Source organism: Aurantimonas sp. (genome assembly GCF_964217435.1).
Classification (GTDB): Bacteria; Pseudomonadota; Alphaproteobacteria; order Rhizobiales; family Rhizobiaceae; genus Aurantimonas; species Aurantimonas coralicida.
In genome coordinates, this window is sequence record NZ_CAXPJM010000002.1 from 1 (window position 1) to 18,612 (window position 18,612).

Annotated in this window: 22 protein-coding genes and 3 tRNA genes; 10 read left to right on the top strand and 15 right to left on the bottom strand. The window is 67.3% G+C overall.

Features of this window, described 5'->3' with window-relative positions:
• The 3 genes from ACEQX1_RS00020 to ACEQX1_RS00030 all read right to left on the bottom strand — a co-directional run.
• A partial coding sequence (locus tag ACEQX1_RS00020) for a GTP-binding protein (RefSeq protein ID WP_245396639.1) occupies nucleotides 1-126 on the bottom strand: 126 nt, incomplete at its 3' end.
• A gap of 160 nt (nucleotides 127-286) precedes the next feature.
• Nucleotides 287-360, bottom strand: a tRNA-Gly gene (locus ACEQX1_RS00025).
• A gap of 27 nt (nucleotides 361-387) precedes the next feature.
• A tRNA-Tyr gene (locus tag ACEQX1_RS00030) sits at nucleotides 388-472 on the bottom strand.
• Nucleotides 473-735: 263 nt separating this feature from the next.
• On the opposite strand from ACEQX1_RS00030, the gene rlmB reads away from it, so the two are divergent.
• The gene (gene rlmB, locus ACEQX1_RS00035; RefSeq protein ID WP_370194240.1) at nucleotides 736-1,590 is read left to right on the top strand and encodes a 23S rRNA (guanosine(2251)-2'-O)-methyltransferase RlmB; all 855 of its coding nucleotides are present in this window, start codon (nucleotides 736-738) and stop codon (nucleotides 1,588-1,590) included.
• A 25-nt stretch (nucleotides 1,591-1,615) separates the two neighbouring features.
• On the opposite strand, the gene ACEQX1_RS00040 is transcribed toward rlmB, so the two are convergent.
• A tRNA-Thr gene (locus ACEQX1_RS00040) sits at nucleotides 1,616-1,690 on the bottom strand.
• Nucleotides 1,691-1,847: 157 nt separating this feature from the next.
• Here ACEQX1_RS00040 and ACEQX1_RS00045 point away from each other — a divergent pair.
• Complete coding sequence (locus tag ACEQX1_RS00045; RefSeq protein ID WP_024351208.1) at nucleotides 1,848-2,621, top strand: NAD kinase; 774 nt, start codon at nucleotides 1,848-1,850, stop codon at nucleotides 2,619-2,621.
• 27 nt (nucleotides 2,622-2,648) lie between these two features.
• Here ACEQX1_RS00045 and ACEQX1_RS00050 read toward each other — a convergent pair whose 3' ends face one another.
• From ACEQX1_RS00050 to ACEQX1_RS00060, 3 genes are all read right to left on the bottom strand, one after another.
• Entirely contained in the window at nucleotides 2,649-3,788 is a 1,140-nt protein-coding gene (locus ACEQX1_RS00050) for a DUF2336 domain-containing protein (protein WP_370196377.1), read from the bottom strand.
• A 160-nt stretch (nucleotides 3,789-3,948) separates the two neighbouring features.
• Complete coding sequence (locus ACEQX1_RS00055) at nucleotides 3,949-4,569, bottom strand: flavin reductase family protein (RefSeq protein WP_370194243.1); 621 nt, start codon at nucleotides 4,567-4,569, stop codon at nucleotides 3,949-3,951.
• A gap of 2 nt (nucleotides 4,570-4,571) precedes the next feature.
• Nucleotides 4,572-5,156: a nitroreductase gene (locus ACEQX1_RS00060; RefSeq protein ID WP_370194238.1), complete on the bottom strand. Its 585-nt coding sequence runs from the start codon at nucleotides 5,154-5,156 to the stop codon at nucleotides 4,572-4,574.
• A 162-nt stretch (nucleotides 5,157-5,318) separates the two neighbouring features.
• On the opposite strand from ACEQX1_RS00060, the gene ACEQX1_RS00065 reads away from it, so the two are divergent.
• Nucleotides 5,319-6,476: a hypothetical protein gene (locus ACEQX1_RS00065; RefSeq protein ID WP_029703308.1), complete on the top strand. Its 1,158-nt coding sequence runs from the start codon at nucleotides 5,319-5,321 to the stop codon at nucleotides 6,474-6,476.
• A 35-nt stretch (nucleotides 6,477-6,511) separates the two neighbouring features.
• On the opposite strand, the gene ACEQX1_RS00070 is transcribed toward ACEQX1_RS00065, so the two are convergent.
• Both ACEQX1_RS00070 and thrS read right to left on the bottom strand, forming a co-directional pair.
• The gene (locus ACEQX1_RS00070; RefSeq protein WP_370194237.1) at nucleotides 6,512-7,366 is read right to left on the bottom strand and encodes a 1-acyl-sn-glycerol-3-phosphate acyltransferase; all 855 of its coding nucleotides are present in this window, start codon (nucleotides 7,364-7,366) and stop codon (nucleotides 6,512-6,514) included.
• Between the two features lie 103 nt (nucleotides 7,367-7,469).
• Nucleotides 7,470-9,446 carry a threonine--tRNA ligase gene (thrS, locus tag ACEQX1_RS00075; RefSeq protein WP_024351202.1) on the bottom strand — a complete coding sequence of 659 codons (1,977 nt, stop codon included), beginning with the start codon at nucleotides 9,444-9,446 and terminating at the stop codon, nucleotides 7,470-7,472.
• A gap of 154 nt (nucleotides 9,447-9,600) precedes the next feature.
• Between thrS and ACEQX1_RS00080 the strand changes: the two genes are divergently transcribed.
• Nucleotides 9,601-10,092, top strand: coding sequence for a Gmad2 immunoglobulin-like domain-containing protein (locus tag ACEQX1_RS00080; RefSeq protein WP_024351201.1), 492 nt, complete (start codon nucleotides 9,601-9,603; stop codon nucleotides 10,090-10,092).
• Nucleotides 10,093-10,116: 24 nt separating this feature from the next.
• Here ACEQX1_RS00080 and yidD read toward each other — a convergent pair whose 3' ends face one another.
• Entirely contained in the window at nucleotides 10,117-10,509 is a 393-nt protein-coding gene (gene yidD / locus ACEQX1_RS00085) for a membrane protein insertion efficiency factor YidD (RefSeq protein ID WP_370196379.1), read from the bottom strand.
• Nucleotides 10,510-10,557: 48 nt separating this feature from the next.
• A complete protein-coding gene (locus ACEQX1_RS00090; RefSeq protein ID WP_024351199.1) occupies nucleotides 10,558-11,004 on the bottom strand; it encodes an iron-sulfur cluster assembly scaffold protein in 447 nt (148 codons plus the stop codon).
• 259 nt (nucleotides 11,005-11,263) lie between these two features.
• On the opposite strand from ACEQX1_RS00090, the gene folE reads away from it, so the two are divergent.
• From folE to ACEQX1_RS00105, 3 genes are all read left to right on the top strand, one after another.
• On the top strand, nucleotides 11,264-11,887 hold the full coding sequence (gene folE, locus ACEQX1_RS00095) for a GTP cyclohydrolase I FolE (RefSeq protein WP_370194242.1): 624 nt from the start codon (nucleotides 11,264-11,266) through the stop codon (nucleotides 11,885-11,887).
• Nucleotides 11,888-11,895: 8 nt separating this feature from the next.
• Nucleotides 11,896-12,327: a phosphoribosyl-AMP cyclohydrolase gene (gene hisI / locus ACEQX1_RS00100; RefSeq protein WP_370194241.1), complete on the top strand. Its 432-nt coding sequence runs from the start codon at nucleotides 11,896-11,898 to the stop codon at nucleotides 12,325-12,327.
• Nucleotides 12,328-12,438: 111 nt separating this feature from the next.
• Nucleotides 12,439-13,383 carry a patatin-like phospholipase family protein gene (locus ACEQX1_RS00105; protein WP_188076754.1) on the top strand — a complete coding sequence of 315 codons (945 nt, stop codon included), beginning with the start codon at nucleotides 12,439-12,441 and terminating at the stop codon, nucleotides 13,381-13,383.
• Nucleotides 13,384-13,434: 51 nt separating this feature from the next.
• On the opposite strand, the gene ACEQX1_RS00110 is transcribed toward ACEQX1_RS00105, so the two are convergent.
• Both ACEQX1_RS00110 and ACEQX1_RS00115 read right to left on the bottom strand, forming a co-directional pair.
• Nucleotides 13,435-13,866 (bottom strand): CBS domain-containing protein, encoded by a 432-nt coding sequence (locus ACEQX1_RS00110; RefSeq protein WP_024351195.1) that lies wholly within the window; start codon nucleotides 13,864-13,866, stop codon nucleotides 13,435-13,437.
• A gap of 72 nt (nucleotides 13,867-13,938) precedes the next feature.
• The gene (locus ACEQX1_RS00115) at nucleotides 13,939-14,685 is read right to left on the bottom strand and encodes a rhomboid family intramembrane serine protease (RefSeq protein WP_370194234.1); all 747 of its coding nucleotides are present in this window, start codon (nucleotides 14,683-14,685) and stop codon (nucleotides 13,939-13,941) included.
• 406 nt (nucleotides 14,686-15,091) lie between these two features.
• Here ACEQX1_RS00115 and ACEQX1_RS00120 point away from each other — a divergent pair, with 406 nt between their 5' ends.
• The 3 genes from ACEQX1_RS00120 (at nucleotide 15,092) to ACEQX1_RS00130 (ending at nucleotide 17,580) form a co-directional block, all read left to right on the top strand.
• Nucleotides 15,092-15,691 carry a PilZ domain-containing protein gene (locus tag ACEQX1_RS00120; protein WP_051141604.1) on the top strand — a complete coding sequence of 200 codons (600 nt, stop codon included), beginning with the start codon at nucleotides 15,092-15,094 and terminating at the stop codon, nucleotides 15,689-15,691.
• A gap of 285 nt (nucleotides 15,692-15,976) precedes the next feature.
• The gene (locus tag ACEQX1_RS00125) at nucleotides 15,977-17,239 is read left to right on the top strand and encodes an AI-2E family transporter (protein WP_370194233.1); all 1,263 of its coding nucleotides are present in this window, start codon (nucleotides 15,977-15,979) and stop codon (nucleotides 17,237-17,239) included.
• A 128-nt stretch (nucleotides 17,240-17,367) separates the two neighbouring features.
• Nucleotides 17,368-17,580 carry a hypothetical protein gene (locus ACEQX1_RS00130; protein WP_187389459.1) on the top strand — a complete coding sequence of 71 codons (213 nt, stop codon included), beginning with the start codon at nucleotides 17,368-17,370 and terminating at the stop codon, nucleotides 17,578-17,580.
• Nucleotides 17,581-17,748: 168 nt separating this feature from the next.
• On the opposite strand, the gene ACEQX1_RS00135 is transcribed toward ACEQX1_RS00130, so the two are convergent.
• Nucleotides 17,749-18,123, bottom strand: coding sequence for a hypothetical protein (locus ACEQX1_RS00135; RefSeq protein WP_370194232.1), 375 nt, complete (start codon nucleotides 18,121-18,123; stop codon nucleotides 17,749-17,751).
• Between the two features lie 45 nt (nucleotides 18,124-18,168).
• Entirely contained in the window at nucleotides 18,169-18,558 is a 390-nt protein-coding gene (locus ACEQX1_RS00140) for a hypothetical protein (protein ID WP_187389457.1), read from the bottom strand.
• Between the last annotated feature and the right edge of the window lie 54 nt (nucleotides 18,559-18,612).

Genomic DNA, 18,612 nt, shown 5'->3' on the forward strand with positions numbered 1-18,612 from the left:
GTACGCACGGTACTCGCCGAAGTACTTCGTGATCGCCGCCGTCAGCGACGTCTTGCCATGGTCAACGTGACCGATCGTGCCGATGTTCACATGCGGCTTGTTGCGCTCGAATTTGCTCTTGGCCATCGTCGGCTCCCAACTTAGCGGATGCGTGAGTCCGGGCGCGACATAACGAGTGCGGCGGCCAATGACAAGCGCCGCGCAAACGTGTCGGGCACAAAGACGCCGCACGCGGACGCGCACGGTTTGATCAACACAGCGGATGAGATCGGGAAAGGCGGAGGTCTGGAGCGGGTAGCGGGAATCGAACCCGCAGATTCAGCTTGGAAGGCTGCTGCTCTACCATTGAGCTATACCCGCGCCTGCGCATCAGCGTTCGACCGGCAGTGGTGGAGGGAGTTGGATTTGAACCAACGTAGGCATAGCCAACGGATTTACAGTCCGTCCCCTTTAACCACTCGGGCACCCCTCCGGACTGCCGTCGAAGCATGCAGGCGCTTGGCCTGGCTGCTGGAAGCGTTCGGCGCGGGACCGAGCGTTTCCGAGCGGCCTTATGATGGCCTTGGCGCGATCTGTCAACGCCGAATGGCACCGGAAATCGCATCGAATCTCACCCGGCGGCCATCGCGGCCGCACGAAACCGGTTGTCCGACCCGCTGCGTCCCCCGCGAAGCAAGGGAGCCCGCGCGGGGATCGCCGCTTTCTTCGCATCGCCGGGTGGGATAGAGAGGCCGCATGAGCGACGATACGCCTTCGGGCACCCCCAAGGACACCCATTACGCCACTCTCAGGCGTGCCCACCGCGACCGCAAGCGCGCCGATGGCGGCGCGGCGCCGGCGGGCGCCCCCAGGCGGCGGCCGCAACCGGGGCGTCCGACACCTGCCGGACGGGTGCGCCTTTACGGCATCCATACGGTCGCGGCGGCTCTGAACAATCCTCGACGGAAGCTCCACTCCCTCTTGGTGACGCGCAACGCCCTCGCCCGCCTGGAGATCGCCGAGGACGCGATTCGCTGTCCGGTCGAGATCGTGGAGCCGAAACGCCTCGACGCCGAACTCGGCGGCGAGGCCGTGCATCAGGGCGTCATGCTGGAAACCGAGCCGCTGCCGGCGATCCGCCTGAGCGACCTCGGCACGGCCCGGCTGGTCATCGTCCTCGATCAGGTGACCGACCCGCACAATGTCGGCGCGATCCTGCGCTCGGCGACGGCCTTCGGCGCCGATGCGCTGGTGACCACGGCGCGGCACTCCCCGCAGGAAAGCGGCGTTCTCGCCAAGGCCGCCTCGGGCGCGCTCGAACACGTCACCCAGATCGAGGTGGTCAATCTCGCCGATGCGCTCAGCGCGCTGTCGAAGCAGGGCTTCCGCACCATCGGTCTCGATTCGGACGGCCCGGAATCGTTCGAGGCGAGCCTCGCCGGCGAGCGCATCGCCATCGTTCTCGGCGCCGAGGGCAAGGGCCTGCGCCAGAAGACCCAGGCGACTGTCGATGCCCTCGCCCGGCTGGAAATGCCCGGCGCGATCCGCTCGCTTAACGTCTCCAACGCCGCCGCCATCGCGCTCTACGCAACGCGGCGCCATCTCGGCTGAACGGACGCTCGACAGTCTGGATGAGTGGTGCCGGATGAGGGGATTGAACCCCCGACCTTCGGTTTACAAAACCGCTGCTCTACCGCTGAGCTAATCCGGCGCGGCTGCGCCATAGCATATCGATCGGCGATTTGCAGCGGGATTTTCGGCCGCGTGCGGACCATGGCCGCGCTTGGCGTGCGGGCCCGGACGGGTTACGTCCTCAGGGGACCCGCGCGCCTCGCCGCCTCATGCCTTCAGAAGTGCCGATCCCGTCCATGCCACGTCTGCCCCAGTCCATCAGCTTCCTGGCCAGCGAGGCCGAACCCGCGCAGGAAGCGGCCCAGCGCCTGTCGGCGCTCTATGGCAACGACCGCCCGGAGACCGCCGAGATCATCGTCGCGCTGGGCGGCGACGGCTTCATGCTGCAGACGCTGCACCGGTTCATGAACACCGGCACCCCGATCTACGGGATGAACAAGGGCACCATCGGCTTCCTGATGAACGACTATCGCGAGACCGGTCTGCGCGAGCGTCTGGCCGAGGCGGTGGAAAACACGATCCATCCGCTGACGATGACCGCGACCGATGCCGAGGGCGAGACCCACAGGGCACTGGCGATCAACGAGGTGGCCCTGTTCCGGCAGTCCTACCAGGCCGCCAAGCTGAGGATCACCATCGATGGTCAGGTGCGGCTGGAAGAGCTGGTCTGCGACGGCGTGATGGTGGCGACGCCGATCGGGTCGACGGCCTACAATCTGTCGGCCCAGGGGCCGATCATTCCGGTCGACGCGCCGCTCCTGGCGCTCACCCCGGTCAGCGCCTTCCGCCCCCGCCGCTGGCGCGGCGCGCTCCTCCCCAACCACCAGACGGTGGAGATCACGGTGCTGGAGCCGGAGAAGCGCCCGGTGAACGCCGTGGCCGACGCGACCGAAGTCAAATCGGTCCGGCACATCACCATCTGCGAATCGATGGACGACACCGGCCTGATCCTTTTCGATTCGGATCACTCGTGGGATGAGCGCATCCTGGCCGAGCAGTTCCGCTACTGACGCATCGGCGCTGGTTCTCGCTGCCGGCTAGGCAGCGAGTTGGCGGGCGTGCTGGCGCGCGGCCTCGCGGCTGGTTTCGCCGGCAAGGCGATGCAGGAAGCGCATGATCTCGTCGAAGCCCGAATCGCCCTGCGTGGTCGGGAACGACCCGGCGACCCGCTGCATGACGACCTGCGGCACGTCCTCGACCGCCACGGACAGGCGTCCGGTGGCGAGTTCACGCCACACCGCGACGGCGCAGCGAAACAGCGGGGCCGAGGCGACGGGAAGCCCGGCCGCCGTCATCAGCGTTCGGAAGGCGCTCTGGCGACCGTCGGCAAGGATTGTGCGGACGCGGCGGTCGGACATGGCCGAAAGCCGCACGAGGGCGGCGGCAAAGAGATCGATATTGCCGGTGCAGACCGTGCGCAGCAGGAAGGCGACGTTGAGCTGGCCGCTGGCGCGCAGATGCTCGACCAGCGCCGGCACTTCGGCCTCGCCGATAGTGTCGGCCAGGAGCGCCGTCGCCCGTTCGCAGGCCTCGAAGGCCAGCCGGTCGGCGCGGTCGCCGCCGACGAGATTGCGCAGCATCGGCAGTTCCGCCAGCGCCTGTCCGGTCCGCAGGATCAGGGTCTGGCGCACGGTGGACGGCAGGTCGTCCCGCGCCATCAGCGCGCCGCGCAGCGCTGCGACCTCGCCATGCCGCTCGGAGATCCGGCGGTAGCTGATGCTGGCGATCCCGGCACCCGGATTGCCGAGCAGCGTGATGCAGGTGTCGGCTGCGGCCAGTTCCGCCAAGGCCGCCGCGACCCGGGCCGAGACAAGGCGGCGCGCGGCGATGGCGCCCCGCAGGGCCTCGGAGCCGGTGGCGACAAGGTCGATCAGGTCGTCGTCGGACAAGGCCGGCGAGCGGCCGGCGACGATGCAGGCGATGCTGTCATTGTCCTCGCAGAGCGCGCGCAGGACGGCGCGCGGCGCCCCTCGCCCGTCGGCCAGTTCCAGCGCCATGGCCTGACGCACCTTCGGCGAGGGATCGTCGAGCATGAGCATCAGGGCCGCGTCGGCGCCCGGGCGCTCCTCGGCGGTGATGCGCCCGTCGAGCAACGCCCGCGACAGGATTGCGGCGCCTTCGGCCCGCTGCGTGCTGGTCGCCGTCTCACACCATTTGACGAACCGCTGAACGATCATGGAACTGGCGACCTCTGCTGCGCACCCAACTGTTGGAGAGGAGTGTGTCAGGCAAAGGTTTAGGCTTCGTTCACCATAACGATCGACGAAGCATCAACCATGTCGGCAGGTCGCCGCCCCGGCGACCGGTCTGTCGCAGGGGCGCGTTTCAGCGGCGCGGTCAGCTGTCGCTGGCATCCTCGAGCGTCGGCCGGCGCATCTGGAACACCTCGTCCGCGACGGCGTAGTCGAGATAGCCGAGCCGCGACAGCGGACGGGCGAGGCCCATGTCCAGCATGCCGTTCCGCAGCACCGATTCGGCGATGTGGATGCCGACGACCTGCCCGATGACCATCACCCAGTCCGACGGCTTGCCGTCGACATCGACCGGCTGGAACGACTGGGTCACCTTGCATTCGAGGGCCGCCGGGCTCTCGGCGACGCGCGGCGCGGCCACGAGGCGGCAGGGTGCCTCGGTCAGGCCGGCCAGCTCGAACTCGCTGCGACCGCGCGGTGCCGGCGCCGAGGTGCGGTTCACCGCCTCGGCCAGATCGCCGGTCGCCATGTTGGCGACGAACTCGCCGCTCTCGATGGCAAGGTTGGCCGAATCCTTGAAGCCGGCCGAGGCGAACATCACCAGCTTGGGATGGTCGCTGACCGCGTTGAAGAAGCTGTAGGGCGCGAGATTGACCGCGCCGTTCTTCGCGCGCGTCGAAATCCAGCCGATGGGCCGCGGGGCGACGATCGCCTTGAAGGGATCATGCGGCAGTCCGTGATCGCCGCGCTCGGGTTCGTAGAACAGCATCAGCCCGCCTCCCTCGCCCGTGCGTCGGTGACGATGTCGGCGAGGTCGGGCCGCGGACGTTCCGTCGGCGCCTCCTGCGGGGTGCCGACATGCACGAAGCCGACGACCTTCTCGTCCGCCGCGATGCCGAGAAGCGCCTTGGCATCTTCGTCATAGGCGATCCATTCCGTCACCCAGTTGGCGCCGTAGCCGCGCGCATGCACCGCGGTGACGAGGTTCATCGCCGCCGCGCCGGCGGACAGCACCTGCTCCCACACCGGGATCTTCACATGCTCGCGGGCCGTCGACACGATTCCGATGACGAGCGGGCTGCGGCTGAGCCGGGTCGATTCGGCGCGCTGGCGCGCCTCGCTCAGCGGTGCGCCCTCGCGTGCCTCGGCCAGTTCGGCGAGCGCCTTGCCCAGGTCGATCGCCGCGTCGCCGCGGTAGAGGATGAAACGCCACGGCGCCAGCTTGCCGTGATCGGGAACGCGCGATGCGATCTGCAGGATCCGGTCGAGCTCGGGCCCTTCGGGCGCCGGTGCCGCGAGCAGCGGAATCGGGATCGAGCGCCGGGTGGCGAGGAATGTCGTCGTGTCGGTCAAGGCAGCGTCCTTACGTGATGGCGCGTTCCAGCTAGCCCCTGGCGGCCGCCAGATCAAACCGGCCGCGCCGCGCGAAACGGCGGATCGGCGCGGCGAATTCGCCGTGGCATGAGCATTCGCCTTGAATTCGTCCATCATCTGGGGTCATGAGAGACGGGGTTTGTGAAAGCAGGGGTCTGGTTCGTGGCGGTCGATGCCCGTCTTGTGGCGATCATCAGTTCGATAGTGGTCGCGACGAGTCCGGGGCTGGCGCAGGATATCCCGATTCCGTCGCTGCTCGATCGCGGCGGCGGCCTGTTCGGCGGCGAGCCGCGCAAGCCGGGCGCCTATGTTTCCCCTTCGGCCAGCGAGTTGCTGCCCAATGCCGCGGATGTGGGCGCAGCGCCGACCCGCGGCCTGCAGCGGTTCGACCCAATCGCCCTGCCCGTCGCGCCCGGCATTCCGAAGGCGCCGAAGATCGAGCTTCCGGGTCTGCCCGCCTACGCGCCGCAGAACATGCCCAGCCAGGACATCATCCGTTCGCGCGCGACGCTGACCCTGAAGGCGCGGCTGACCGAGGATGGCGAGCCGATCCCCAACGGGCTTGTCTGGCGGCTGTTCTCGGCCATTCCGGCCATCGACGGACGCGCGACGCTGATCGCCTCGTCCGAAAGCAGCGAAGCCAATTTCGAGGTCCCGGCGGGCTCCTACATCCTGCATGTCGGCTTCGGCCGCGCCGGGGTGGTGAAGCGGATCGACTTCACCGGCGTGAAGACGCAGGAGACGATCACGCTGAATGCCGGCGGCCTGCGGCTGGACGCCATGGTCGGCGACGGCCAGACGATCGAGCCGGCCCGCCTCTCCTTCGACGTCTACAGCGACGCGGAGAACGAGAGCGACCGCGACCTGATCGCCAGCGACGTGCCGCCCAACAAGGTGCTGCGGCTGAACGCCGGCACCTATCACATCGTGTCCAGCTACGGCTCGGTGAACGCCTCGGTGCGGGCCGACATCCGGGTCGAGCCGGGCAAGGTCACCGACGCGACCCTGCAGCACCGCGCCGCCCTTCTGACGATGAAGCTGGTGCGCGAGCCCGGCGGCGAGGCAATCGCCGACACGGCGTGGTCGGTGACCACGGCCTCGGGCGACCCGGTGCGCGAAAGCGTCGGCGCGTTTCCGTCGATGGTGCTGGCGTCGGGCGACTACGTCATCGTCGCCCGCAACAACGACAAGGTCTACCAGCGGGCCTTCGCGGTGGAACCCGGCCAGAACACCGACGTGGAAGTACTGACGTCGGATCTCGCGGAGACGCCGGACCCGCTTGCCGGATCGGGCGACTAGCCCCCTCGATCATCCCCTTCGGTCTAAGATCCGAATCAGGCGGCGATCGGTTCGAACTCCGACTGTGATTGGGCGGTCGGCCGCGCGAGACTGAACACGGCCTGGCGCAGGCGCTCGGTCAAGAGCCGGCGGTCGCCGATGGCGGACAATTCCCCGGATGTGATCAACGGCCCGATGCAGAGGTCGATGGACCGGCCGTATCTGCGCCGGAACTCGCCGATCAGCAGCCCGACGCGCAGCGTCATCGACCAGCGACTGACGAGATGGAACAGCGGCCCGTTCTGGCCGTGGACATGGATCGGTAGGACGGCGGCGCCGCCCGACCGGATCAGCCGCGCCGTGAACTGCTTCCAGGGCAGATCCGCAGCCTCGCCGAAGATCTTCGGCGCCGTGGCCACGCCGCCGGCCGGGAAGACGACGATGGTCGTGCCCTCGGCCAGGAGCCGCATCGCCTCCACCCGGGTCGCCATGTTGGCGGCCATCGCCGCGCGCGTCTCCTCGAAGGACACCGGCAGCCCATAGGCGGCCATTTCGGGGATCTTCATCAGGTCGGCATTGATCAGGATGCGGAACGGCCGGCCGAGCTGTTCGGCCAGGGCCAGAAGTGCAACGCCGTCGCCGATCCCGAAGGGATGGTTGGCGACCATCACCAGACGCTCGGGCAATGTTGCCGGGTCCGGCAGGCGGCCCTCGATCCGCAAGCTGATCCGCATCAGATCGAGCATCATGCCGAAGGCTGGCACATCGCCGGATGCGAGGTGGCGCTGCCAGACCGAATAGAGCCGGGCGAGCCGGCGGCGGCCGGAGAGCTCTTCCATGGAGCGGATGGCGAGGCGCCGGACGAGCGTGTCCGAGGGACGGGCGTAGGTCAGATGGGTCGTGGTTCGCATCGGCCGGCCATGAACGGTTTTCCCGTCCCTAGCCGACGACCGATGACAGGCCGATGACGAAAACGGGCCCCGGATCGGCTCCGGAGCCCGTCAGATGTTCGTCTCAGGCGACCTTGCGGCGCGCCTCCTGCCGGCGCTTCAGGTCCGGCGGCACTGCCTCGTCGGCGAGCGCCGCGACCGCATCGTCCAGCGCCATCGGCGTCTGTTCGCGCGCGCCCAGACGGCGGATGTTGACGGTCCGCTCCTCAGCCTCGCGCTTGCCGCAGACCATGATCACCGGGACCTTGGCCATGGAGTGCTCGCGGACCTTGTAGTTGATCTTCTCGTTGCGAAGATCGGTCTCGACCTGCAGGCCGGCCTGGCGCAGCTCCTCTGCGACCTGCAACGCATAGTCGTCGGCCTCCGAGGTGATCGTGGCCACGACGACCTGCAGCGGCGACAGCCACAGCGGCAGATGGCCGGCGCAGTTCTCGATCAGGATGCCGATGAAGCGCTCGACCGAGCCCAGCATCGCGCGATGCAGCATCACCGGCGTCTTCTTCTCCGAATCGCGATCGATGTAGAAGGCGCCGAAGCGGCCCGGCAGGTTGAAGTCCACCTGGTTGGTGCCGACCTGCCATTGCCGGCCGATCGCGTCGCGCAGGGTGTACTCGTATTTCGGGCCGTAGAACGCCCCGTCGCCCTCGGCGACCGCCGTGGTGATGCGGCCTGCGCCCTGCTCCTCGATGATGGCGAGAACGTCGCGCATCGAGGCTTCCGCCTTGTCCCACAATTCGTCGGACCCGACGCGCTTCTCGGGCCGCGTGGACAGCTTCACCAGCACGTCCTCGAAGCCGAAATCGCGATAGATCGACAGGATCAGATCGTTGATCTTCAGGCTCTCGGCGGTGATCTGCTCCTCGGTGCAGAAGACGTGGGCGTCATCCTGCGTGAAGGCGCGCACGCGCATCAGCCCGTGCAGCGCGCCGGACGGCTCGTAGCGATGCACGGCGCCGAACTCGGCGATCTTCAGCGGCAGGTCGCGATAGCTCTTCAGCCCGTGCTTGAAGATCTGCACGTGCCCCGGGCAGTTCATCGGCTTCAGCGCGAAGACCCGCTCGTCCTCGGTCTCGGTGACGAACATGTCCTCATGATATTTTTCCCAGTGCCCGGAGGTCTCCCAGAGCGAACGCTCGAGGAGCTGCGGCGCGTTCACTTCCTGATAGCCCTCGGCTTCCTGGCGCCGGCGCACATAGGAGACGAGCGTCTGGTAGAGACGCCAGCCCTTGGGATGCCAGAACACCGTGCCCGGTGCGTCCTCCTGGAAATGGAACAGGTCCATCTCGCGGCCGAGCCGCCGGTGGTCGCGCTTCTCGGCCTCTTCCAGCATGTGGAGATAGGCCGCGAGCTGCTCCTTGGTGGCCCAGGCGGTGCCGTAGATGCGCGTCAGCATCGGATTGTTGGAATCGCCGCGCCAGTAGGCGCCGGCCACCTTCATCAGCTTGAAGGCGTCGCCGATCTGTCCGGTCGCCGCCATGTGCGGTCCGCGGCAGAGGTCGAACCAGTCGCCCTGGCTGTAGATCTTAAGGTCCTGGCCTTCGGGAATCGCGTCGACGAGCTCGACCTTGTAGGCCTCGCCCTTCTCGGCGAAGACCGCCTTCGCCTTGTCGCGCGACCAGACCTCCTTGGTGAAGGGCGCGTTGCGACGGATGATCTCCGTCATCTTCTTCTCGATGACCGGCAGGTCGTCTGGCGTGAACGGCGTGTCGCGGGCGAAATCGTAGAAGAAGCCGTTTTCGATCACCGGGCCGATCGTGACCTGGGTGCCCGGCCACAATTCCTGCACCGCCTCGGCCATGACGTGCGCCGCATCGTGGCGGATCAGTTCCAGCGCACGCGGGTCGTCGCGGGTGATGATCTCGATCGCCCCGGCACGGCCGACCGGGTCGGCCAGGTCGCGGACCTCGCCGTCGAGCGCATAGGCGACGGATTTCTTGAGAAGCGATTTGGAGATGCCGCCCGCGATGTCACGGCCGCTCGTGTCGGCCTCGTATTCGCGCACGGATCCATCGGGGAAGGTCAGGGAAACGGCGTTCGCCATCATGTATCTCTTTCGTTCCAGTCCCGCCTACGATCGCGGGTGGTTGCTGTGACCGGCAACGGCCGGCCGAACGGTGGCAGTCGGGTACGATTGCTCAAGGGGTTCGGGCGGGATATATTTGGATGCGGCGTTCCGATGCAAGGGAGCCAGTTCGATGAACATCGAAATCCTGCAGCCGAAGCCTTTCGATCTTGTCGGAAGCCGGATCCTGATCGCCGGTAACGCGGTCGGCTTCGAGGGGCATCTGTCGATCCTCATCGGCGAAGGCCATGACGAGGTGTCCGCCTCCGCCACGGCGGGCTCGACATCGATCCGCCAGTTCCAGGCGGCGGTCGACATTCCCGACGGGACCGCCTTCACGCTCAACCGGCTGTTCGTGACCGTGTCCGACGACAGCGGCGGCGGCGACGGGGTGCCTCCCCCGACCGTGACGGTGCCGGTTCTCTACGGCCCGCTGATCCTGCCGGGCTTTTCCGGCTACTGGCTGCACCAGGTGGCCGCCGGCGACACGCTGTCGAAGCTGGCGCTGCGCTATTTCGACGACGCCACCAAGTTCCCGATCATCCATCAGGCGAACCAGCACATCGTCGCAAATCCGAGCCTGATCTTTCCCGGCCAGGTGCTGCGGATCCCGCGCGCCTTCTAAGCGCCAGCCAACCGGAGGCGGCCGCTAGTCCGGAGTGCGCTCCGCCGGGCGGCCCAGCCGCAGCAATCGCCACGGCGCCCACCAGCGGTGCTGTGGCGGCAGGGCTTCGGGAACATTGTCGATACCGCTGGTGCCGAACGGGCCACAGCGGCCGACGCGAAAGACGGACAGCCAGCCGCCGCTCCACAGGCCGTGGCGCGCCACGGCCTCATAGGCATATTCCGAGCAGGTCGGCAGATGCCGGCAATGGCTGCCGATCAGCGGAGACAGGGTCAGCTGGTATAGGCGCACGAGACCGAGGCCAAGATACCGGCCGGGCGTTGCCCGCCACGTGCCGGAATAGTTGCGCCCGGCTGCAATGCCGGCGTCGGCGGCATGGCGGGGATGGGCATCGTCGGTGCGGTGGTCGCAGCACATGGGCCTAGCGCCACGCCCTGGCTGACGGCACGACCCGGCCACTCAGGGTCACGCCGCGGCGCTCTTGTCCCGTGCGGCGATCTTGTCCAGCGCATCGACCACGGCATCGAAGGTCAGCATGGTCGAGGCGTGGCGCGCCTTGTACTCGCGCACCGGCTCCAGATATTTCAGATCGGCGAAACGGCCTTCCGGCGGCGTGCCGTTCTCCTTGAGCATCCGCCGCATGGTCTCGCGGGTGGCACGCAGTTCTTCCGGCGTCGCCCCGACGACGTGGCTCGCCATCACCGAGGACGAGGCCTGGCCAAGGGCGCAGGCCTTCACCTCATGGGCGAAGTCCGCCACGACGCCGTCTGCAAGTTTCAGGTCGATCGTCACGGTCGAGCCGCACAGCTTGGAATGCGCCGTGGCGCTGGCATCGGGAGCCTCCAGCCGCCCGATCCGGGGGATGTTTCCGGCCAGTTCCAGTATCCGCGCGTTGTAGACGTCGTCGATCACATGCACACCAATCCATCGCGCAAATGCCGATGGCCCTGTCATTTCGTTCGGTCGGAAATTATATAGGACGCGTGGCACCGGTTCGAAAGTCGCCGTCAGGTCGGCTTCGACATGAAGCGGCCCCTGGCGGCCACCGAAGATAGAGATGAGCGTGACGAAGATTTCGATTGCGGGCCGGGCCGGCCATCCGGCCAAGAATCCCGACCATCATTCGCAGTGGATCGCAGCGCGCATTCCCACGGCACCGGAGCGCAACGACATGGAATCCGTCGTCAAGAAATTCCCCGAAGCAGCCGACGAGCGCGCGGACGACCGGCCGAGCCGGGCCGAGGCCGAGGCTGCCGTCAAGACGCTGCTGCGCTGGATCGGCGAGGACCCGTCGCGCGAGGGCCTGCTGGAGACCCCTGCCCGCGTGGTGAAGGCGTATGAGGAACTCTTCGGCGGCTACCAGCTCGAAGCCGGCGACGTTCTCGGCCGCACCTTCCAGGACGTCTCGGGCTATGACGACATGGTCCTCGTCCGCGATATCGATTTCCACTCCCATTGCGAGCACCACATGGTGCCGATCATCGGCAAGGCGCATGTCGCCTATGTGCCGGACGGTCGCGTTCTGGGCCTGTCGAAGATCGCCCGCGTTGTCGACATCTATGGTCGCCGTCTCCAGACGCAGGAATCGATGACCGCGCAGATCGCCTCGGCCATCGCCGGCATGCTGGTTCCCAAGGGCATCGCCGTGATGATCGAGGCCGAACACATGTGCATGTCCATGCGCGGCATCCGCTCCAAGGGCTCGATGACCATTACCTCTGCCTTCCAGGGCGTCTTCGCCGAGGACGGCGAGTTCAAGTCCCGCTTCCTCGCGCAGGCCAGCAGCCGCTCGTGACCGCCGACCTGTCGCCTGCCCCGCTCTTCGCCGCTCCCTCTTCCGATCACCACGAACAGGAAGAGGGCGCGGTCCTGCGCCCTCGTTTCGACGCCGCCGGGCTCGTGACCGCCGTCGTCACGGACGTGGCGTCCGGCGATCTTCTGATGGTCGCGCACATGAACGCCGAGGCGCTGGACCGGACGCTGGCCACGGGCATTGCCCATTATTGGTCGCGCTCGCGCCAGGCGCTGTGGAAGAAGGGCGAAACCTCTGGCGCCCTGCAGAGCGTTGCCGAGATCCGCATCGACTGCGACCAGGACGCGGTGTGGCTCAAGGTCGCCGTCGCCAGGCCCGAGGACACCTGCCACACGGGCCGCGACACCTGTTTCTACCGCCGCGTGGCGGCCGACGGCCGGACGCTCGACGCCTTGCCGGGCCGGGACTCCGACGCCAGTTGATCCTTAAGCAGTTGATCAAACTTTAGGCGCATCATGATCCATTGATCGTGATTGCCAGCCGGAGTGATGCGGATGCTCGATCGGGTTTTCAGCCGCCGGGAAGGACCGCCGATGGACACCGCGCCGGTCCGGTCCGAGACCGCCAGGAAGCAGCCGGGCATCGCCCTGGCGCTTGGCGGCGGGGCGGCGCGCGGCTGGGCCCATATCGGCGTCCTGCGGGCCTTCGACGAAGCCGGCATTCCCATCTCGATGATCGCCGGCACCTCCATCGGCGCGCTCGTCGGCGGCTGCTACCTCGCCGGCAAGCTCGATGAGCTCGAATCCTTCGCCCTGTCCCTGACACGCCGCGGCCTGATCCGTTTCCTCGATTTCCGTTTCGGTGCCGGCGGCCTGATCGGCGGCATGCGGCTCAGCCGGAAGCTGTCGGAGGCGCTTTCGGACCTGCGGATCGAGGATCTCGACCGGCCACTGGTCTGCGTGGCGACCGAAGCGCGCAGCGGTCATGAAGTGTGGATCGATTCGGGCTCGCTGGTGCTGGCCATGCGCGCCTCCTACGCCCTGCCCGGCGTGTTCGAGCCGCTGGACTGCGGCGGGCGCAGCCTGATGGACGGCGCGCTGGTCAATCCGGTGCCGGTCAGCGTCTGCAGGGTCTACGAGGAACGCTTCGTGGTCGCCGTCAATTTGCACTACGATCTGTTCGGACGCGCGGCGGTGATGCGGCTGCGCGCCGACCCTGCGACCGCGGCGACGCAAGCCGCGGACCTGGCCGCCCGCACGGTGGACGCAGCGCCGCTCGACGATCTCGCCCAGCGGCGCGAGAAGCTCGGCATGGCGCGCTCGATGGTCGATGCCTTTAACATCATCCAGGACCGCATCTCGCGGGCCCGGCTCGCCGGCGACCCGCCGGACCTGTCGCTGCAGCCACGCGTGCGCGACATCGGCCTGTCGGAATTCTTCCGCGCCCGAGAAGCCATCGATCACGGCTACGAGGCGACGATCAGCCGGATCGCCGAGATCCGGCGCATGACCGATATATCGGCCGACGCCACACGCTAGGTCGTTGCGCTCCCCTGTTCCGGGACCCGGGCCGGGCCCCGGCGGTTCCGCTCAGCCGGCGGCGATATACTCGCGCATTTCCATGGCCTCGCGCTCGACCTCCTCGATCCGCTGCTTGACCACGTCGCCGATCGAGATGATGCCGACCAGACGATCGTTCTCGCAGACCGGCAGGTGACGGAAGCGGCCGGTGGTCATCATTTCCATGGCCTGGTTCACCGTGGTCGCCTCGGTGCAGGTGCTCACCTGCGATGTCATCACTTCGCCGATACTCTGGGAGATGGCGCCGACACCCGCGGTGCCGAGGACGCGGACCACGTCGCGTTCCGACACGATGCCGGCGACGCCGCCATCCTCGTTGGTCAGGACGATCGCGCCGATGCGCCGGTTCGCCAGGACCTGCATCGTCTCCTCCAGCGTGGCTTCCGGCTTGAGGGTGACGACGTCGCGTCCCTTGGCTTCCAGTATGTGCCGCACGTTCATGGCTGTTTCTCCCGCTGACATGCCCATTCGTGATGGTGTGCCACCACGACGCAGACGGCAAGAGGCGCCGGTTCAGCGACGCAGCGGCCGGGACAGCGGATCGAACAGCCGGAACAGCAGGAAACCGAAGGCGAAGCCGCCCAGATGCGCCTCCCAGGCGACAGCGCCGCCCCCCATTTCGCCGCCGACGCCGCTTCCGATGAGAAGATTGGTGCCGAAGAACACGGCGATGAAGATCAGAACCGTCCGGTTGCTCAGCGATTCGCCGATCGACACCAGCGGGCCGTTCGACCGGCCCGGCGCCAGCGACACCCTTCCGCCGAAGGCGAAGCGACAGGCGCCGCCCATCAACGCCGAGACGATGCCGGACGCCCCGATGACCGGAACGATCAGCGTCGGGTTCAGGAGGTAGAAGGCGGCCGCCCCGGCGATGGCGCCGCAGGTGCAGAAAGCCAGGAACCACGTCACCCCGACGCGCCGGGCGACCGGCGTGCCGAATGCCAGCAGCCAGACCGCATTGGCGCCGAAATGCGTCCAGTCGCCGTGCAGGAAGGCGTAGCTCAGCGGCGACCAGAGATCGGCGCCGGGCGTGCGAAAGCCGCAGACCGGGTCGACGTCGCCGTAGCAGCCGGGAATGAAGGCCAGATCGAGAAGCGCCTGGGCCGTGGCGACCGGACCGAGCAGATAGACCCGCACGCCGTGAACAAGCGCGAAGATCGCGATCAGGACGAGGATGATCCCCGGCACGTTGAAGGCCGGCGGGTGGGAACGGCGGATGTGGATATCGGCACCGGGCTCGCCATTGTCTTCTGGTCTCATTGCTGTCGCTCCCCGTCGTCCGGTGTCGTTGCCGGTCTGGTGCCGCGCATCGGTCATGTCCTGCCGGCCGCACAGGGCCGCCCGCAGATGGTGCCGCCTCGCCTTATGCCAGTGCCCGCACCGGCGTCCCAGAACAAAAAAACCGCCCTGCGCGGCGCAGGGCGGTTTGAGATGCGGTTGCCGTGACTGGAGGGCCAGGAACCCGGTCGTACTGCTGTGTCAAAATCGGACTGGATATGTCCTGAACGTTGCTAGGCCGGTTCGCCGGCACCGGCAAATCGTTTCGTGCCGGACAGTTAATGGGGTGCAAATCCTCACGGACGGTCTTACCGCTTGTTAAGCTTCCCGCGATAAGGTGGGTCTGCAGCGGAACTCCCCGCCGACGCCCCGAGAAATGGTCGTAGCGATGTCAGCCACAGCCCAGGCGCCCCGTTCGGAACCAGCCGAACGCAGCAGCTTCAGCCGCGTGCGGATCGATCTGCTCGGCCGCTTCATGCGCGAGGACCGGACGGAATTTCCGTGCCGGGCCGAGAACATGTCGCCGGGCGACGTCTCCGTCACCGCCTCCGTGGTGCCGGTCGAGAACGAGCGGATCATCGTCTATATCGACCATATCGGCCGGCTCGAAGGTGCGGTCTCGCGCGTCTTCGAAGGCGGGTTCGACCTCGCTTTCCAGTCGACCCCGCGCAAGCGGGAGAAGCTGGCGGCCCAGCTCACCTGGTTCGCCAACCGCCACGAATTGTCGCTGCCCGAAGACCGTCGCCACGAGCGGAACGCGCCGGAAAACCCCTTCGTCGACATGGTTCTGGACGACGGCCGCCGCTACCCGGCGCAGATCATCGATCTGTCGCTCTCCGGCGCCGCCGTGACCAGCAGTATTCGCCCGGCAGTCGGCTCCCGTATCACTCTCGGCACCACGACCGGACGGATCGTGCGCCACATCGAGGACGGCTTTGCCGTCGAGTTCAGCGCCGAACGCGCCAGGCACGCCCCCAACATCGTCTAGCCCGACACCGTCGAGCCCAACATGGTTTGGCACGGGTCCGTAGACCGTAGCGGTCGCCACGGCTCCGCGGCCGGCTACGCTAGCTCCGGCCCCGCATTCAGCGCGTCCGCCTGAACATGTCGGGCTCCGGCGCCGCTCTGATCCATCCGCATCCCCGACAACGCGCCCTCTCAATGGAACGCACCGCCGTCTCGTCCATTGGGTGCATGACCGCGCTCACGCGGCCGTGAGGCAGCTGTCCCGGCGTCGGTCCGACCGCAGACCATAGATGCGACAGGAGACAGGATGGCCGGGTCCGCCACCACCCCTACCCCCCATTCGGACGACGAAGGGGCGGCACGTGCCGAACGTGTCTCGAAGGTCTCGCGCCTCCCTTGGCAAACCATCGCCATCGGCCTGCTGTCGGTCATCACCCTGATCCTGGTCGGCTGGGCGCTGCAGGCGATGAGCTCGGTCGTCGTGCCCTTCATCTTCTCGATCCTGATCGCCCTCGTCGTGGCGCCGGTGGACAGCATGGTCAAGCGGCGCATGCCCCGGCGGTTCGGCTGGCTCGGCCATGTGGCCGCGATGGGGCTGATCATTGTCATCCTGTTCGTCTTCCTCGGGGGCATCTGGCTGTCGGCGCAGCGGATCTCGGACGCCTTTCCGCAGGTCTCCCAGAAGATCGAGGAGCTGGCGCCGATGATCGCGTCCGGCTCGTCGGGGACTGCCGAGGGGGCGCAAGGCGCGTCGATGGACCGCGGCGAGAACGCCGCCGGCGCGGCCGGATCGACCGGCTCGGCCGGAACCTCCGGCTCGTCGGACGTCTATGCCAGCGTGACGGACCAGTTTCGCGGCGCCGGCGGCCAGCTCGGCAGCAGGATCGCCGAATATGCGTCGAGCTACGCCAGTTCGGTCCTGAGTTCCGCCGGTTCCGCGCTGGCGGCCATGGTGCTGATCTTCTTCTTCACCCTCCTGATGCTGATCGAAGCTCCCAACTGGCGCGCCAAGGTGTGTGCGGTCGTCGATCCCGATCAGCGCAGCGGCGTGTTCGAATCGCTGGACGTCATCGCGCGCCAGCTTCGCCGCTATCTCCTCATTCGCGTCGTGCTGGGACTGCTGACCGCCGGGCTCTACGCCGCATGGCTCTGGTTCTTCGGCGTCGAGCTTCTGCTGGTCTGGGCGATCCTGGCGTTCCTTTTGAACTTCGTGCCGACCCTCGGCTCGCTCGTCGCCGGCGCGCTGCCGGTCGTCCACGTCTATGTGCAGCAGGATTTCCGCACCGCGGTCATCGTCGGCATCGGCATTCTCGTGATCGAGCAGATCATGGGCAATTACGTCGACCCGCGGGTGCAGGGAAAGCAATTGTCCGTCTCGCCGCTGGTCATCCTGCTGGTGCTGCTGGTCTGGGGCTGGGTCTGGGGTGTCGCCGGCGCGCTTCTGGCGGTGCCGGTCACGATCGGCATCATCGTGACCTGCGCCCATCTTCCGCGCCTGAGGCCGGTCGCGCTGTTCCTCAGCGACGAAACGAGCATGGACGATCTCGACGACATCGTGAGCGCCAAATGAGTCCGGGTCCCGGCTGACATATCCCTGTCAGCGAATGCTGGCATTTGTCCCCCGATGACACATATCAATTCGTGGCAGCGTGGTTCGTCTATGCTGCCTTCGACGTTTCGTGAAAAAGGACTTTCGCGATGAGCAGGCATCGACAGTTTCAGGACGTTTCCCCCAACCGCGCCGTGCCGGGCACCGACACCGTGACGGGCCGCAGTCGCTGGCTCGACGGCTGGAAAGGCGAACCGATGCTGGCGGAGATGCTCGACGACCCGATCGTCCAGATCCTGATGTCGCACGACCGGGTCAGCCGCGAGGAGATCGAAACCATCGCGTCGCGCCACGCGGCCTAGGACCGACGGTCCGTCACGAATCCACGACGCAGCAAGGGGTCGTCAGCAGACCCCTCCGACAGACCAAAGCCGTCGCCCTGATCGTCAGGACGACGGCTTCGCTTTATCTGGTATTGGCGGGCCTTCCCAAGTGGGACGGGCTCTGCCCGGGACCGAACTTCGGTCGCGCTAGTCCGCCGGATCGTCCGAACGGATCCATGCGGTGACCAGCGGTTCGGAGACCTCGTCCACAAGGCTTGCCTCCAGGCGCGGAAAACTCGTTTCCATCTGCGCATAGTCGGCTGCGGCCGCGGCCAGCCAGTCGCGCTGGATCCGCAGGGCATCGGCCGGTCCCTCGCATGCGGACAGACCGCGCATCGCCCGGCCATCGGCGAGACACCGCCGGCCGGCCATCTCGATCATCTCCGCCGACAGCCGCGCGGCCGCCTGCGCGGCATGCACGCCGACCATCATGGCGGTCTGCCAGCCCTGCATCTGCAGGAACATGAGCTCGGACGGCGTCAGCCAGGCCATCGTGTCGGGTGTCGTGTTCGGGACGGTCATCGCATCGCTCCATGCGGTCGAGGGGACAGGACGCGGCAGGACCGCTCAGATCGGCCCGACCTTCACGACCTGATAGGTATGGGTCTCGGCGCCGCGCCGGATCGAGACGTATTCCCCCGGCACGAAGCGCTCCTGATCGAAGTGGAAACCGATCTCGTCATCGGCCGGCCCGGCCTCGTAGTCGAAATACCAGGTGCCGCCGGGCTTGCGCCGCAGTCGCCCGATCCGGTCGGTCTCGCCGTCCTGGAAGTGGCGGACGCGGCAGGCCGCCTGATGTGGCTTCCATTCCGCCGGATCGATCCGGCTCTCCGTGTCGAGCGGCACCAGAAGGTCATAGCCGTAGCGGCTGTCGCCGCCGGGATGGTCCTTCTCGCGGGCAAGTTCCAGCCGGACGTGGCGGAACGAGGCGGGAAAGTCTTGCGGCGTGGTCGTCATCGGGGATCTCCTTCGATCCGTACAGCCTAGCCGCGATCGCGGACCCGACATTGA